The 16,314-nt window shown below is 67.3% G+C and carries 13 protein-coding genes and 1 tRNA gene; 3 read left to right on the forward strand and 11 right to left on the reverse strand.

What is annotated here, in order from left to right; genetic code table 11:
• Nucleotides 1-9: 9 nt before the first annotated feature.
• From ACWDEW_RS37885 to ACWDEW_RS37895, 3 genes are read left to right on the forward strand one after another with little or no spacing between them, the layout of a single operon-like run.
• A complete protein-coding gene (locus tag ACWDEW_RS37885; protein WP_450519186.1) occupies nucleotides 10-969 on the forward strand; it encodes a hypothetical protein in 960 nt (319 codons plus the stop codon).
• The gene (locus ACWDEW_RS37890) at nucleotides 966-1,484 is read left to right on the forward strand and encodes a Pycsar system effector family protein (protein WP_450519187.1); all 519 of its coding nucleotides are present in this window, start codon (nucleotides 966-968) and stop codon (nucleotides 1,482-1,484) included. The genes ACWDEW_RS37885 and ACWDEW_RS37890 overlap by 4 nt, the downstream gene beginning before the upstream one ends.
• A 36-nt stretch (nucleotides 1,485-1,520) precedes the next feature.
• Nucleotides 1,521-2,528 carry a M48 family metalloprotease gene (locus ACWDEW_RS37895; protein ID WP_450519189.1) on the forward strand — a complete coding sequence of 336 codons (1,008 nt, stop codon included), beginning with the start codon at nucleotides 1,521-1,523 and terminating at the stop codon, nucleotides 2,526-2,528.
• A gap of 67 nt (nucleotides 2,529-2,595) precedes the next feature.
• Here ACWDEW_RS37895 and ACWDEW_RS37900 read toward each other — a convergent pair whose 3' ends face one another.
• The 11 genes from ACWDEW_RS37900 to ACWDEW_RS37950 form a co-directional block, all read right to left on the reverse strand.
• Nucleotides 2,596-6,495, reverse strand: coding sequence for a DNA-directed RNA polymerase subunit beta' (locus ACWDEW_RS37900; protein WP_262063989.1), 3,900 nt, complete (start codon nucleotides 6,493-6,495; stop codon nucleotides 2,596-2,598).
• 94 nt (nucleotides 6,496-6,589) lie between these two features.
• A complete protein-coding gene (gene rpoB, locus ACWDEW_RS37905; protein WP_026179099.1) occupies nucleotides 6,590-10,075 on the reverse strand; it encodes a DNA-directed RNA polymerase subunit beta in 3,486 nt (1,161 codons plus the stop codon).
• A gap of 549 nt (nucleotides 10,076-10,624) precedes the next feature.
• Entirely contained in the window at nucleotides 10,625-11,008 is a 384-nt protein-coding gene (gene rplL / locus ACWDEW_RS37910; RefSeq protein WP_093627330.1) for a 50S ribosomal protein L7/L12, read from the reverse strand.
• Nucleotides 11,009-11,131: 123 nt separating this feature from the next.
• Nucleotides 11,132-11,662 (reverse strand): 50S ribosomal protein L10, encoded by a 531-nt coding sequence (rplJ, locus tag ACWDEW_RS37915; RefSeq protein ID WP_033279978.1) that lies wholly within the window; start codon nucleotides 11,660-11,662, stop codon nucleotides 11,132-11,134.
• A gap of 286 nt (nucleotides 11,663-11,948) precedes the next feature.
• Nucleotides 11,949-12,311 carry a hypothetical protein gene (locus tag ACWDEW_RS37920; protein ID WP_450519191.1) on the reverse strand — a complete coding sequence of 121 codons (363 nt, stop codon included), beginning with the start codon at nucleotides 12,309-12,311 and terminating at the stop codon, nucleotides 11,949-11,951.
• A gap of 68 nt (nucleotides 12,312-12,379) precedes the next feature.
• The gene (locus tag ACWDEW_RS37925) at nucleotides 12,380-13,321 is read right to left on the reverse strand and encodes a hypothetical protein (RefSeq protein ID WP_450519193.1); all 942 of its coding nucleotides are present in this window, start codon (nucleotides 13,319-13,321) and stop codon (nucleotides 12,380-12,382) included.
• 158 nt (nucleotides 13,322-13,479) lie between these two features.
• Nucleotides 13,480-14,205 (reverse strand): 50S ribosomal protein L1, encoded by a 726-nt coding sequence (gene rplA, locus ACWDEW_RS37930; protein ID WP_450519194.1) that lies wholly within the window; start codon nucleotides 14,203-14,205, stop codon nucleotides 13,480-13,482.
• A gap of 78 nt (nucleotides 14,206-14,283) precedes the next feature.
• Nucleotides 14,284-14,718 carry a 50S ribosomal protein L11 gene (gene rplK / locus ACWDEW_RS37935; protein ID WP_006383482.1) on the reverse strand — a complete coding sequence of 145 codons (435 nt, stop codon included), beginning with the start codon at nucleotides 14,716-14,718 and terminating at the stop codon, nucleotides 14,284-14,286.
• 182 nt (nucleotides 14,719-14,900) lie between these two features.
• Nucleotides 14,901-15,758 carry a transcription termination/antitermination protein NusG gene (gene nusG / locus ACWDEW_RS37940; RefSeq protein ID WP_450519196.1) on the reverse strand — a complete coding sequence of 286 codons (858 nt, stop codon included), beginning with the start codon at nucleotides 15,756-15,758 and terminating at the stop codon, nucleotides 14,901-14,903.
• 77 nt (nucleotides 15,759-15,835) lie between these two features.
• Nucleotides 15,836-16,123 carry a preprotein translocase subunit SecE gene (gene secE / locus ACWDEW_RS37945; RefSeq protein WP_450519198.1) on the reverse strand — a complete coding sequence of 96 codons (288 nt, stop codon included), beginning with the start codon at nucleotides 16,121-16,123 and terminating at the stop codon, nucleotides 15,836-15,838.
• A 113-nt stretch (nucleotides 16,124-16,236) separates the two neighbouring features.
• Nucleotides 16,237-16,309: transfer RNA gene (locus ACWDEW_RS37950), tRNA-Trp, on the reverse strand.
• Nucleotides 16,310-16,314: the final 5 nt, after the last annotated feature.

Genomic DNA, 16,314 nt, shown 5'->3' on the forward strand with positions numbered 1-16,314 from the left:
GGCACACACATGTCCGACTACCTGGTCGATCCGGTCCTCACCGTACGGCAGCTCGGGCGCGGCGGGTTCTCCGCGCGGGCGATGACCCGCAGGGAGCACGCGCTGGTCTTCTCGACCCGGACGGGCGACTACGTCCCCTATCTCCCGCCCCTGCACCCCAGCCGCTGGCAGGTGGCGGTCAGCCACTACACCGCGGTGTACGAAGTGGACATGGGCATCCATCCGGTGACGGAGGAGCTCCAACTGCCCAGCGCCAACGACGCCTTCCAGTTCACGGCCGAGGTCGACCTGTCCTGGCAGGTCAGGGATCCTGTGCTGTTCATCCGCAGCAACCACCGCGACGTACCGGACCTGCTCCTGGGCGAGATACGCAGGGCCGCCAGGCCCGTCACCCGCCGCTCGGTCATGAAGGACAGCGCCCGCGCCGAGGAGGAGCTGCTGGCGCGGCTCGCCGGCGCGGGGAACCCCGTCGACGCGGCCGCCGACGAGGCCGGTCTGCGGGTGAGATGGACCCTGCGGGTCCGCCGGGACCAGGAGGACCTCGACTTCGAGGGAGCGTGGCGCAGGAGCGAGAACGAAGAGGCGCTCCGCGGGTTCCTGGCCCGGAAGATCGAGTTCTACCAGCGGTATCTGGAGACGAACGGCATCGCGAAGTGGGCCGTGCTGATCGCCGAGCGTCCCGACGACCTGCTGGCCGTCGTGAACAGCATGAAGGACGAGGAACTCCAGGGGATGGCCTCCGAGCTGAACCTCGCCATCCGCCTCCTGGACGACGACAGGACCGAGGGCTTCGAGCGGGACGAGCTCAAGCGGGCCGCCATGACCTCCGTCCGCGGCTTCTTCGACAGCCGGGGGCAGCGCACGGGCCCGCCGTCCGACAGCCGCCCGAAGAGCGCCCCCGGCTGGCAGCCGCCTTCCGGCTACGGCACCGAGACCAGCCCGCACGACCACGACGGGTCCGCCCCGTGACCGCGCCGCCTCCGGGCTCGGCCCCGCCCGCCTTCGCGTGCGCGGAGCGGCTCCTCGCCGAGTTGCGCACGGAGATCGCCCGCGCCGACGCCAAGGCGTCCGTCCTCGTCGCCGCCCTCTCGGTCGCGGTCGGCGGCTTCGGCGGGCTGCTGGGCGGGCGGACGCTGACCCCGCCCCGCCTCTCCACTCCGGACGGCGCCCTGTGGTGGAGCGGAGCCCTGGCGCTGGCTCTCGCCCTGCTGTCGCTCCTGCTGGCCGTCCTGCCACGCCCGGGCCGAACCGGCTGGGCCCCCGGTGCGCCCCTGTCGTACTTCGGCGACATCTGTCAGGCCGTCCGCGGCCACCTGCTGGCCGAGGCACTCGCCGACACGGACCGCGCCCCCACCACCGCCGTCCTCACCGCTCTCACCGAGAACAGCCGCATCGCCGCCCGCAAGCACCAGTGGATCCGTACCGGCCTGCTCTCCTTCTGCGCGGGCTCGGTGCTGTTCCTCTGCGCCCTGCTCATCGGCTGACGTCCCCACTCACCCACGTACGCACGGAGGTCCACCATGCCCCGACGCGCCGATCCGCCCACCCCCGACCCCGAGCCCGACGGCAGCGAGCGGGACCTGCCCTTCGCCCATCGGGGGCGGCGTACCCTGCTCACCCGCCGTTGGCGGGGCATCGACGTCACCGCTGTCGGCCATCTGCTCCTGCTCGTGCCGGGCCTGCTCATGAGCCTGCTCGTCGTCCTGCTGCTGTCGCTCGGCCTCGACTGGCTGGTGGGCGTGCCGTTCTGGATACCGCCGCTGTTGTGGCTGCTCTCCGGCGCGCTGATCTTCCACCGGCCCACCGAATACGCGATGGCCCGCTACGTATGGCACATGCGGCCGCCGATGCCCGCCGAAGCCGAACGCCTGGAGCCGATCTGGCACGAGGTGACCGCCCCCGCCGGCATCGACAGCCATGTCCACAAACTGTGGGTCGAGGAGAGCGAGGACCTCAACGCCTACGCGGCTGCCGGACACCTCGTCGGCGTCACGACCACGGCCCTGGACCGCCTCACCGACGCCGAGCTGGCAGGCGTGCTCGCCCACGAGCTCGGTCACCACACCTGGGGGCACGCCTGGGTCCTCCAGCTCGGCCAGTGGTACGAACGACCGGGCAGGCTGGCCTCACGCCTGGTCCGCGCCCTGGTCGTGTTCGCGGTCGCCTACGTCGGCGCCTACTCCCTGCTGGCCGCCGGAGCGCTGCTCCTCGTCGTGGCCTGGATCGCGTACGAGACGGTCACGTTTCTGTACGGCGTGCCCCTCCTCCTGCTGGCCACGCCCTACCTGATCGCCGCGGTCGGGCGCGTGGCCGAGCTGCGTGCCGACCGGCAGGCAGCCGTGCTCGGCTTCGCGGGCCCGCTGCGGGACGCCCTCCTGAAGATGCACGCGGAGGATGCCGACCTCGACCGCAGGGCCCTCGCCGGCCGGTCGGTGTCCCCCGGCCTCCTCGACCGGCTGCTCGCGACCCATCCCGACTACGCGACCCGGCTGGAACGCCTGGCCCCCTATCTCAAGCCGGGCCGGTGACGGACACGCAGAAGGGCGGCCACCCCCTACGAACCGGGGTGACCGCCCTTCAACTCAAGCTGCTCGCCTACTGGTTGTACGGACCGTAGTCGTAGTCCTCCAGCGGGACGGCCTGGCCGGAGCCGGTGCCGAACGGCGAGTAGTCGATGTCGTCGTAGCCGACGGCCGAGTACATCGCGGCCTTGGCCTCCTCGGTCGGCTCGACCCGGATGTTGCGGTAGCGGGACAGGCCCGTACCGGCCGGGATGAGCTTACCGATGATGACGTTCTCCTTGAGGCCGATCAGGGAGTCGGACTTGGCGTTGATCGCCGCGTCCGTCAGCACCCTGGTCGTCTCCTGGAAGGACGCCGCCGACAGCCAGGACTCCGTGGCCAGCGAGGCCTTGGTGATACCCATGAGCTGCGGACGACCGGAGGCCGGGTGACCGCCCTCCTGGACCACACGACGGTTCTCCTGCTCGAAGCGCGAACGCTCGACCAGCTCGCCGGGCAGCAGCTCGGCGTCGCCGGACTCGATGATCGTCACGCGGCGGAGCATCTGCCGGATGATGATCTCGATGTGCTTGTCGTGGATCGACACACCCTGCGAGTTGTAGACCTTCTGGACCTCGCCGACCAGGTGGACCTGGACGGCACGCTGACCCAGGATGCGCAGCACGTCGTGCGGGTTGGTGGCACCCACGGTGAGCTTCTGGCCCACCTCGACGTGCTCGCCCTCGCTGACCAGAAGACGGGCGCGCTTCGAGATCGGGAACGCCGTCTCGTCGCTGCCGTCGTCCGGGGTGACGACGATCTTCTTGGTCTTCTCGGTCTCCTCGATCCGCACGCGGCCCTGGGCCTCGGAGATCGGGGCGACACCCTTCGGCGTACGAGCCTCGAAGAGCTCGACGACACGGGGCAGACCCTGGGTGATGTCGTCACCGGCCACACCACCGGTGTGGAAGGTACGCATCGTCAGCTGCGTGCCGGGCTCACCGATGGACTGGGCGGCGATGATGCCGACCGCCTCACCGATGTCGACCAGCTTGCCGGTGGCCAGCGAGCGGCCGTAGCACATGGCGCAGGTGCCGACGGCGGACTCACAGGTCAGGACCGAGCGGGTCTTGACCGTCTCGATGCCGTGCTTGACCAGCTCGTCGATGAGGACGTCGCCGAGGTCGGTGTTGGCCGGGGCCAGCACCTTGCCGTCGACGGTGATGTCCTCGGCCAGCGCACGGGCGTACACGCTGGTCTCGACGTTCTCCGCCTTGCGCAGGACACCGTCCGCGCCGCGCTCCGCGATGTGCAGCTTGAGGCCGCGGTCGGTGCCGCAGTCCTCCTCGCGGATGATGACGTCCTGGGAGACGTCGACGAGACGACGGGTGAGGTAACCCGAGTCGGCGGTACGGAGGGCGGTGTCGGCCAGACCCTTACGGGCACCGTGGGTGGAGATGAAGTACTCCAGCACGGACAGGCCTTCGCGGAAGGACGCCTTGATGGGACGGGGAATCGTCTCGTTCTTGGCGTTCGACACCAGACCACGCATACCGGCGATCTGACGCATCTGCATCATGTTTCCTCGGGCACCCGAGTCAACCATCATGAAGATGGGGTTCGTCTTGGGGAAGTTCTCGTTCATCGCCTCGGCGACCTCGTTGGTCGCCTGGGTCCAGATCTGGATGAGCTCCTGCGTGCGCTCTTCCTTGGTGATCAGACCGCGCTCGTACTGCTTCTGGACCTTCTCGTCCTTGGCCTCGTAGCCGGCGACGATCGCCTTCTTCGCCTCGGGCACGACGACGTCGGAGATGGCCACGGTGACACCGGAACGGGTCGCCCAGAAGAAGCCGGCCGCCTTCAGGTTGTCGAGCGTCGCCGCCACGATGACCTTGGGGTAGCGCTCGGCCAGGTCGTTGACGATCTCGGAGAGCTGCTTCTTGCCCACCGAGTAGTCGACGAACGGGTAGTCCTCGGGCAGCAGCTCGTTGAAGAGCGCGCGGCCCAGGGTCGTACGGAGGCGGAAGGTGTCACCCTGCTGCCACTCCGGCTCGCCCTCCTCGCGGACCGGCGGCACCCAGCCACGCGGCGGGATGGTGCCCACCGGGAAGCGGATGTCGACGGCCGACTGGAGCGCCAGCTCGCCGGCGTCGAACGCCATGGTCGCCTCGGCCGTGGAGCCGAACGCGCGGCCCTCGCCCTTGACGTCACGGAGTTCACCGTCGGTGGTGAGGAAGAACAGGCCCAGCACCATGTCCTGGGTCGGCATGGTGACGGGACGACCGTCGGCCGGCTTCAGGATGTTGTTCGAGGACAGCATCAGGATGCGGGCCTCGGCCTGCGCCTCCGCGGAGAGCGGCAGGTGTACGGCCATCTGGTCGCCGTCGAAGTCCGCGTTGAACGCGGTGCAGACGAGCGGGTGGATCTGGATGGCCTTGCCCTCGACCAGCTGCGGCTCGAAGGCCTGGATGCCGAGGCGGTGCAGCGTGGGCGCACGGTTCAGCAGAACCGGGTGCTCGGCGATGACCTCTTCGAGGACGTCGTAGACGACCGTGCGGCCGCGCTCGACCATCCGCTTCGCCGACTTGATGTTCTGCGCGTGGTTCAGGTCCACCAGGCGCTTCATCACGAACGGCTTGAAGAGCTCCAGCGCCATGGCCTTCGGCAGACCGCACTGGTGCAGCTTCAGCTGCGGACCGACGACGATCACGGAACGCGCGGAGTAGTCCACGCGCTTGCCGAGCAGGTTCTGACGGAAACGGCCCTGCTTGCCCTTGAGCATGTCGGACAGCGACTTCAGCGGACGGTTGCCGGGGCCCGTCACCGGGCGGCCACGACGGCCGTTGTCGAAGAGCGCGTCGACGGCCTCCTGGAGCATGCGCTTCTCGTTGTTCACGATGATCTCGGGCGCACCGAGGTCGAGAAGGCGCTTCAGGCGGTTGTTGCGGTTGATCACACGGCGGTACAGGTCGTTCAGGTCGGAGGTCGCGAAGCGGCCACCGTCCAGCTGCACCATCGGGCGGAGGTCCGGCGGGATGACCGGGACGCAGTCGAGGACCATGCCCTTGGGGCTGTTGGAGGTCTGCAGGAAGGCAGACACGACCTTCAGCCGCTTCAGGGCGCGGGTCTTCTTCTGGCCCTTGCCGGTGCGGATGATCTCGCGGAGGCGCTCGGCCTCCTCGTCCAGGTCGAAGGACTCCAGGCGCTTCTGCAGCGCCGCGGCACCCATCGAACCGTCGAAGTACGTGCCGAAGCGGTCACGCAGCTCGCGGTAGAGGAGCTCGTCGCCCTCCAGGTCCTGGACCTTGAGGTTCTTGAACCGGGTCCACACCTCGTCCAGGCGGTCGATCTCGCGCTGCGCACGGTCGCGCAGCTGCTTCATCTCGCGCTCGGCACCTTCGCGCACCTTGCGGCGCACGTCGGCCTTGGCACCCTCGGCCTCCAGCTCGGCCAGGTCGGCCTCAAGCTTCTTGGCACGGGCTTCGAGGTCGGAGTCACGCCGGTTCTCGACCTGCTGACGCTCCACGGAGACGTGCGCCTCCAGGGAGGGCAGGTCGCGGGTGCGGCGCTCCTCGTCGACGAACGTGATCATGTACGCCGCGAAGTAGATGACCTTTTCGAGGTCCTTCGGGGCGAGGTCGAGCAGGTAGCCCAGACGCGACGGGACACCCTTGAAGTACCAGATGTGCGTGACGGGCGCGGCCAGTTCGATGTGGCCCATCCGCTCACGGCGCACCTTGGCGCGGGTCACCTCGACGCCGCAGCGCTCACAGATGATGCCCTTGAAGCGGACGCGCTTGTACTTGCCGCAGTAGCACTCCCAGTCCCGGGTCGGACCGAAGATCTTCTCGCAGAAGAGTCCGTCCTTTTCGGGCTTGAGCGTGCGGTAGTTGATGGTCTCGGGCTTCTTGACCTCGCCGTGGCTCCACTGACGGATGTCGTCAGCGGTTGCCAGACCGATCCGGAGCTCATCGAAGAAGTTGACGTCGAGCACTATGCGTCAATCCCTCTCAGGGTTGTAAGTCTTGGGGTCTGATACGGGGGTCCTGGGGCCGGAGACCTGCGCGCGGCAGGTCTCCGGACTCCCGTCAGACCTCTTCGACGCTGCTCGGCTCGCGCCGGGACAGGTCGATGCCGAGCTCCTCCGCTGCGCGGAAGACATCCTCGTCGGTGTCACGCATCTCGATGGACATACCGTCACTGGACAGCACCTCCACGTTCAGGCAGAGCGACTGCATCTCCTTGATGAGCACCTTGAAGGACTCGGGGATGCCGGGCTCGGGGATGTTCTCGCCCTTGACGATGGCCTCGTAGACCTTCACGCGGCCGGTGACGTCGTCGGACTTGATGGTGAGCAGCTCCTGGAGGGCGTAGGCGGCGCCGTATGCCTCCAGCGCCCACACCTCCATCTCGCCGAATCGCTGACCACCGAACTGCGCCTTACCACCCAGCGGCTGCTGGGTGATCATCGAGTACGGACCGGTCGAACGGGCGTGCAGCTTGTCGTCGACCAGGTGGTGCAGCTTCAGGATGTACATGTAGCCGATCGAGATCGGCTCCGGGAACGGCTCGCCGGAGCGGCCGTCGAACAGGTTGGCCTTTCCGGAGGCCTGGACCAGGCGGTCGCCGTCGCGGTTCGGGATCGTGGCCTCGAAGAGACCGGAGATCTCGTCCTCGCGGGCACCGTCGAAGACCGGGGTCGCGACGTTGGTGCCCGGGGCGACCTGGTCGGCGCCGATGGCCTGCAGGCGGCGCGCCCACTCGTCGCTGAGCCCGGAGACGTCCCAGCCGCGGCTGGCGAGCCAGCCGAGGTGGATCTCCAGGACCTGTCCCGGGTTCATTCGGGACGGGACACCCAGCGGGTTGAGGATGATGTCGACCGGGGTGCCGTCCTCGAGGAACGGCATGTCCTCGATGGGCAGGATCTTGGAGATGACACCCTTGTTGCCGTGACGGCCGGCCAGCTTGTCGCCGTCGGTGATCTTGCGCTTCTGCGCAACATACACCCGGACCAACTGGTTGACGCCGGGCGGCAGTTCGTCGCCCTCCTCGCGGTCGAAGACGCGGACGCCGATGACCTTGCCGATCTCGCCGTGCGGCACCTTCAGCGAGGTGTCGCGCACCTCGCGCGCCTTCTCACCGAAGATCGCGCGGAGCAGGCGCTCCTCGGGGGTCAGCTCGGTCTCACCCTTGGGCGTGACCTTGCCGACGAGGATGTCACCGGCGACGACCTCGGCACCGATCCGGATGATGCCGCGCTCGTCGAGGTCGGCGAGGACCTCCTCGGAGACGTTCGGGATGTCCCGGGTGATCTCCTCCGGGCCGAGCTTGGTGTCACGGGCGTCGACCTCGTGCTCCTCGATGTGGATCGAGGAGAGGACGTCGTCCTGCACGAGGCGCTGCGACAGGATGATCGCGTCCTCGTAGTTGTGACCCTCCCACGGCATGAACGCCACGAGCAGGTTCTTGCCGAGCGCCATCTCGCCGAACTCGGTCGCCGGACCGTCGGCCAGCACCTGGTTGGCGACGACCCGGGCGCCCTCGTCCACGACAACCTTCTGGTTGACGGAGGTGCCCTGGTTGGAGCGGGAGAACTTGGCGAGGCGGTACGTGGTGTACGTGCCGTCGTCGTTGGCGGTGGTGATGTAGTCCGCGGAGACCTCCTGGACCACACCGTCCTTCTCCGACTTCAGGACGTCACCGGCGTCGACCGCACAGCGGTACTCCATGCCGGTGCCGACCAGCGGCGCCTCGGACTTGATCAGCGGAACGGCCTGACGCATCATGTTCGCGCCCATGAGGGCACGGTTGGCGTCGTCGTGCTCCAGGAACGGGATCATCGCGGTCGCGACCGACACCATCTGGCGCGGGGAGACGTCCATGTAGTCGACGTCGTCACCGGGGACGTAGTCGACCTCGCCGCCGCGGATGCGGACCAGGACGCGGGACTCCTCGAAGCGGAACTCGTCCGTCAGCGGCGCGTTGGCCTGCGCGATGACGAATCGGTCCTCTTCGTCGGCCGTCAGGTAGTCGACCTCGTCGGTGACGACACCGTCGGTGACCCGGCGGTACGGCGTCTCGACGAAACCGAACGCGTTGACGCGGCCGTAGGAGGCGAGCGAGCCGATCAGGCCGATGTTCGGGCCTTCCGGGGTCTCGATCGGGCACATGCGGCCGTAGTGCGAGGGGTGCACGTCACGGACCTCGAAGCCGGCCCGCTCACGGGAGAGACCACCCGGGCCAAGAGCCGACAGGCGGCGCTTGTGGGTGAGACCCGACAGCGGGTTGTTCTGGTCCATGAACTGCGACAGCTGGCTGGTGCCGAAGAACTCCTTGATGGAGGCGACGACCGGCCGGATGTTGATCAGGGTCTGCGGCGTGATCGCCTCGACGTCCTGGGTCGTCATCCGCTCGCGGACGACTCGCTCCATACGCGCCAGACCCGTACGGACCTGGTTCTGGATGAGCTCGCCGACGTTGCGCAGACGACGGTTGCCGAAGTGGTCGATGTCGTCGGTCTCGACGACGATCGTGGTGCCGTTGTCACCGACGGTCTCGGTCTCGCCGGCGTGCAGCTTCACCAGGTACTTGATCGACGAGATGATGTCCTCGACGGTCAGCACACCGGCGTCCAGCGGGGCTTCGCCGCCCAGCTTCTTGTTGACCTTGTAGCGGCCGACCTTGGCGAGGTCGTAGCGCTTCGGGTTGAAGTAGAGGTTCTCAAGAAGCGTCTGCGCGGCCTCGCGGGTCGGGGGCTCGCCCGGACGCAGCTTGCGGTAGATGTCGAGGAGCGCGTCGTCCTGGCCCTGGGTGTGGTCCTTCTCCAGGGTGGCGCGCATGGACTCGTACTCGCCGAACTCCTCCAGGATCTGCTCGGTCGTCCAACCGAGAGCCTTGAGCAGGACGGTGACGGACTGCTTGCGCTTGCGGTCGATGCGGACACCGACCATGTCGCGCTTGTCGATCTCCATCTCCAGCCAGGCACCCCGGGAGGGGATGACCTTGGCGGAGAAGATGTCCTTGTCGGACGTCTTGTCGATCGAGGAGTCGAAGTAGACGCCCGGCGAACGGACCAGCTGCGACACGACGACACGCTCGGTGCCGTTGATGACGAAGGTGCCCTTGTTGGTCATGAGCGGGAAGTCGCCCATGAAGACCGTCTGGGACTTGATCTCGCCGGTCTCGTTGTTGGTGAACTCAGCGGTTACGAAGAGCGGGGCGGCGTACGTGAAGTCGCGCTCCTTGCACTCGTCGATGCTGTTCTTGGGAGGTTCGAAACGGTGGTCGCGGAAGGTCAGCGACATCGACCCGGAGAAGTCCTCGATCGGAGAGATCTCCTCGAAGATCTCCTCCAGACCGGACTTGGTGGGGACGTCCTGACCCGACTCCAGAGCCGCCTCGACCCGACTCTGCCAGGCGGTGTTGCCGAGCAGCCAGTCGAAGCTCTCGGTCTGCAACGCGAGCAGGTTGGGAACCTCGAGGGGCTCCTTGATCTTTGCAAAGGAGATGCGCAGCGGGGCGGTGCTGGCGCCGTTGTTCATATTCGCGGTCGAGGCAGTGCGCGAGGCGGCCAAGAGGGGGTCCTTCCGAGGGCTCGGACTCACTACGCGCGTACCGGCCCCCCACTCGCGCACAGAGACAGGAGTCCCAGGTCAGGGACGATCCGATCGTCGGTGCTAAAGCGAGGGCATGCCCCTGGTGACGGGCAGGGAGCAGCTAACAGGCAGCGCAAAGGGTCAGTGTAGCCACTTGGCGCACTGATGTCCAGCCCCGCTTTTTTGAGACCCTCGTCGTGCTCAACACCCTCGGCAAGCTCACGTCCTCAACGCGTTGATACTGCCCTCTTCGCCGCCGATCCATGCCTCGGATTCGGATCGTTGTGACGACGCGTCCTGAGAATTGCGCGCTGCGTGCGGTTCGTCAAGGCCTCCATGGCCCACCCCACATGCCGCCAGGGTGCTCGGAGGCACGAAGAAGATCACCATACTCCGCGAACATCTGGCCGCAAGGCTGCCGCTCGCCCGACCCAGGAACGCCGAAGAGCGACCACCCAGATGGATGATCGCTCTTCGGTGCTTAGGCGTTACAAGGTCCTTGAGACCTCGTCCACGACCTCGCGGGTGTTACTTGACCTCGACGGAGGCGCCGGCGGCCTTGAGGGACTCGGCGGCCTTCTCGGCGGCGTCCTTGGCGACCTTCTCGAGGACCGGCTTCGGAGCGCCGTCCACGAGGTCCTTGGCCTCCTTCAGGCCCAGCGAGGTGAGCTCACGCACGACCTTGATGACCTGGATCTTCTTCTCGCCGGCGCCGGTGAGGACGACGTCGAACTCGTCCTGCTCCTCAGCGGCCTCGACCGGGGCGCCGGGGGCGGCGGGGCCGGCAACGGCGACCGCGGCGGCGGCGGTGACGTCGAACTTCTCCTCGAACGCCTTCACGAACTCGGAAAGCTGGATGAGGGTCATGGTCTCGAACTCGGCGAGCAGTTCGTCCTGGGTGAGAGCCACGATGGCTTCCTTCCACTAATTTCGGCTGGTGCCGGTGTGTACATGTCTGGCGGGCGTACGTTCGGCCCGCTACGACCGATGCCGTGCGGCGCGGAGCCTCAGGCGGCGGTCATGCTGCGAGCCGAATTACTCGGCACCGCCCTGCTCTTCTTGCTTGGCGCGAAGGGCGTCCACCGTGCGGACGAGCTTCGAGGGAAGCGCCTGGAAGAGCTGCGCAGCCTGAGTCTGCTTGCCCTTGAAGGCACCCGCCAGCTTGGAGAGCAGAACCTCGCGGGACTCGAGGTCCGCGAGCTTCTTGATCTCGTCGGCGGACAGCGCCTTGCCGTCAAGGACACCGCCCTTGATGACGAGGTTCGGGTTGTCCTTGGCGAAGTCACGAAGACCCTTCGCCGACTCCACCGGGTCACCGGTGATGAAGGCGACCGCCGTCGGACCGTTGAACAGGTCGTCGAGCGTAGAGATCCCGGCCTCGTTGGCCGCAATCTTGGTCAGCGTGTTCTTCACCACGGCGTACTGGGCGTTCTCACCGAGCGAACGACGCAGCGTCTTGAGCTGCGCCACGGTGAGACCCCGGTACTCGGTCAGCACGGCGGCGTTCGAGTCGCGGAACTGTCCCGCGAGCTCGGCTACCGCGGCAGCCTTGTCGGGCCTTGCCATAGAGCGTCGGCCTCCTTCCGGGTGATGAGGACCGCTCAGAAGGGGCTGGGACAGAGAAAACGCCCCGGCGCAGGCGCACGGGGCGTAGCTCGACCGGCAGTGAAACACGCCGGGAGCACATCCAGTTCACCTGCGCGGGTCGTCCACTGTTCAGCGGATCCTTCGGTCACCACACCCTTTGACAGGCACGGCAACGACCAGCGGTCTTTGGCTTCTCCGGAAGAGTACGGGACCCACACACGCCCAAGCAAATCCGCCCGTACGGCTCAGCGCCGGGCGTCCTTCGTCAGCCGGGCGAAGTCGGTGGTGTCCTGCGCCGGCGGGACGGTGACCGTCCTGTCGAGCCGGCCTTTGTCGCCCCGGCGGCGCATCCGCAACCGCTTGGTGTGCTCGTCGCCAGCCGCTCCGTGTGGTGGTCGCCGTCGACCCACATGTCCATGGTGAGCGCGTCGGCGCCCGTCTTCTCGTAACGCTCGACGCTCTTCGCGCGCCGCTCCCTGGCGCCCCTGTCCCGGACCTTGGCTGCGGCGGCCTCGGCGGCCGGGTGCCTGTCGGCCTCGGCCGCTCCGGTCCCGTTGGCGGTGAGGTTGTTCCCCGGGCCGCCCAGGGCGGACAGGTCGAGCGTCGCCCGGTGCCTGCCGCCCAGCACCTTCGAGCAGCCGACCGCTTCCCCGGCGAGGAGCAGGGCTGCGGGCCCGGCACCGGCAAGCCCTGCGCTCAGGAGCTGGTGCCGGACCCGGTCGCCGTGTCGGCGCTGCCCGGTGTCATGCCCTGCTTCTTCAGCAGTGTCATGAAGTCCTCGGTGTCGCTCGCCGGGGGCACGGTGGCCTGGACCTTCACGCCGTAGTCGCTGTAGTAGGCGGTCTGGCTGTACTCGCCCGACGACATCTCGCCCTTCTCGACCTTCTTGACCAGCAGGTCCTTGGCGTTGATCCAGATGTCGACCCGCTCCGTGGAGACACCGGCCGAGGTGAGCTGCTTCTTCAGGCCGGCGAGCTGGCTCGCGGTGAGGTTGGAGTTCTTGGTGGCGAGGTCGGCGACGTTGACCGTGCCCGAGTAGTGCGTGGTCTGCTGGCCGCGGACCGACTCCGTGCCGACCTTCTTGACGTCCCCGGAGGCGAGCAGGAGCTTCACCGACTGGTTCGGGGTGGAGTTCTGCATCTGGTCCTTGAGGTACGCGCCGGAGCTGCCGCCGAGCTTGGCGAGGTCGTCGTACACGTACTTGATCCAGTGCTTGCCGCCTGCCTGCGCGGCGAACTTCTCGCCCATCTTGGCGTAGTAGGCGTCGGGCAGATAGCGGGCCTCCATCGAGGTGCTGCCCGCCGCGCGCATCGCGTCCGCCATCGAGCCGCCGGTGTAGTTCATCGTGAGGGTGCCGCTGATGCCGTCGCTCCAGCCGAGGTTGCCCTTGGCGTCCATGGACATCAGGGTGCCCAGGACCGTGGAGGACTCGACCTTGGCGGAGTCGGCCTTGTCGGTGGACTGCTCGGCGCTGCGCAGGGCCGCTATGGGACTCACATGGGTCGTGCCCTTGCCGACCGTCTTGTCGTCCTTGCCCGAACCCCCGGAGGAGCCCGTGGAACCGCAGGCGGCCACCGAGGCCAGCGCGGTCCCCACCGCGATCGAGAGACCCACCCTGCGCACGGTCCTGCTCTTCATCCGTCCCCCACCCCTAAGCGATTGCTGTGCCTGCCTCAAACGCTAGCGCAGAGCACTGACACCCCGTACGAAAGAGGACGAGCCCCGCACCTCGAAGGTTGCGGGGCTCGTCCAACTTTGACGCGTACGCGACGCGGCTACCGGGGTGAGCGCGTGGCTCAGACGGCGGCCGGGTCCTCCTCGACGAGGAGGTTGCGGGTGCGGTTCGGGTCGACCGGAATGCCGGGGCCGATCGTGGTGCTGATCGCGGCCTTCTTGATGTAACGACCCTTGGCGGCGGACGGCTTCAGACGGAGGATCTCCTCCAGGGCCGCGCCGTAGTTCTCCACCAGCTGGGTGTCGTCGAAGGACGACTTGCCGATGATGAAGTGCAGGTTCGAGTGCTTGTCGACGCGGAACTCGATCTTGCCACCCTTGATCTCGGTGACAGCCTTGGCGACGTCCGGGGTCACGGTGCCGGTCTTGGGGTTCGGCATGAGACCACGGGGACCGAGCACGCGGCCGAGGCGGCCGACCTTGCCCATGAGGTCCGGGGTGGCGACGACGGCGTCGAAGTCCAGCCGGCCCTTCGCCACCTCGTCGATCAGCTCGTCGGAGCCGACGATGTCGGCGCCCGCGGCGGTCGCGGCCTCGGCACGGTCACCGGTCGCGAAGACCAGGACCCGGGCGGTCTTACCAGTGCCGTGCGGGAGGTTCACGGTGCCACGGACCATCTGGTCGGCCTTGCGCGGGTCGACACCCAGGCGGAAGGCGACCTCGACGGTGCCGTCGAACTTGGTCGTGGAGGTCTCCTTGGCGAGACGGACGGCCTCGAGCGGGGCGTAGAGCTTGTCCCGGTCGATCTTGGCGTCCGCAGCGCGGAGAGACTTGCTGCGCTTGCTCACTACTGCTCCTGATGTGTTCTGAGGAGTCGTGGTACGGACCGAGCAGGTCCCACCACAATCACTTCTGCGGGGTGAAGGTCAGCCCTCGACCGTGATGCCCATGGAACGGGCGGTGCCGGCGATGATCTTCGACGCGGCGTCCAGGTCGTTGGCGTTCAGGTCGGGAAGCTTGGTCGTGGCGATCTCGCGGACCTGCGCCTGGGTGATCTTGGCGACCTTGGTCTTGTGCGGCTCGCCCGAGCCCTTCTCGACACCCGCGGCCTTGAGGATCATCTTCGCGGCCGGCGGAGTCTTGGTGATGAAGGTGAAGGAGCGGTCTTCGTAGACCGTGATCTCCACCGGGATCACCCAGCCACGCTGCGACTCGGTCGCCGCGTTGTAGGCCTTGCAGAACTCCATGATGTTGACGCCGTGCTGACCGAGCGCGGGGCCGACCGGCGGGGCCGGGTTCGCCGCACCGGCGTTGATCTGGAGCTTGATAAGCCCCGTGACCTTCTTCTTCTTGGGAGGCATTGCTCTCTCCGGGTCCTAGTGAGAGTTTTCGGCCCCCGTCCGGTTAATCCGGATGGAGGCATACCGCACAACGATAACGGGTATCCATGCGCGGCCAAAAACCGAGCAGGTCAGAGAGGCTTTTGACAGCCCGTCTGACCTGCTCGGAAGACGTACGTCCAGGAGGAGCCAGCCCTGAGGGGCTAGTTCTTCTGGATCTGGTCGAAGGAGAGCTCGACCGGCGTCTCGCGGCCGAAGATCTCGACGAGACCCTTGACCTTCTTCGAGTCGGCGTTGATCTCGTTGATGGTCGCCTGCAGCGTCGCGAACGGGCCGTCGGTGACGGTGACCGAGTCGCCCACCTCGAAGTCCAGCACCTGGACCTCGACCTTGCGCTGCGGAACCGGCTTGCCCTCGGCCTCGGCGGCCTCGCGGGCGGCCTTCTCCTCGGCCTCCGGGGCGAGCATCTTGACGATCTCGTCCAGGGTCAGCGGGTACGGGTCGTAGGCGTTGCCCACGAAGCCGGTGACGCCGGGGGTGTTGCGGACGACGCCCCAGGACTCGTTCGTCAGGTCCATGCGGACCAGGACGTAGCCCGGGAGCTTGTTCTGCTTGATGGTCTTGCGGTCGCCGTTCTTGATCTGGACGACCTCTTCCTGCGGCACCTCGGCCTGGAAGATGTAGTCCTCGACGTTCAGCGAGACGGCGCGCTGCTCCAGGTTGGTCTTCACGCGGTTCTCGTAACCGGCGTACGTGTGGATGACGTACCACTCGCCGGGGAGGGTGCGGAGTTCCTCGCGCAGGGCGACCACCGGGTCGACGGGCTCGGCCGGCTCGGCCTCTTCCTCGTCGTCCTCGGCCGCGGCCTCGTCGTCGAGGTCCTCGGTCGCTTCCTCGTCCTCGTCCTCGACGTGCAGGGCGGCTTCCTCGGCGGGCTCGCCCGCGTCGGCGTCGGCAGCCTCGACCTCGTCCAGCTCCTCGTCCGCGCCCTCGACGATGTCGAGTTCGTCTTCCACGGACTCGTCCGGCTCGACGGCCTCGTTCAGGTTCGGGTCAGACACGTGGCTGCTTCTTCCTGGATACATGGGGGTGGAACACGCGAAAGGGGCGCCGGTCAGGGCGCCCTTCGCTTCCGGCCTCAGCCGAAGACGTACTTCGCGGCGTGATTCAGTCCGTAGTCAATCACGGTCACCAGACCGATCATGATGACGACGAAGACGATCACGACGGTCGTGTACGTCGTCAGCTGGTTGCGCGTCGGCCAGACGACCTTGCGGAGCTCCGCGACGATCTGGCGATAGAAGATGCCGAGTCGCTTCAGCGGGCCCTTCTTGGCGCGCTTACCGCCCTTGCGGGTCTTCTTCTTGGACTCCGACACCTCGTCCTGGGCATCAGGCATGTCGATGGAGCCCACGGCGTCCGCCATTCATCCTCACCTGTTCCCGGGTCGTGGCCGTGCCGCGCCCGGTCTGAGCCGCACGGCGGTGCATTGCTGTACGTACATGCGCTGCGCACACATCCTGGTGCGGGTGTGTGTAGCAGGGCCGGAGGGACTTGAACCCCCAACCGCCGGTTTTGGAGACCGGTGCTCTACCAATTGAGCTACGACCCTTTGTG

The organism is Streptomyces sp. NPDC001100 (assembly GCF_053598575.1).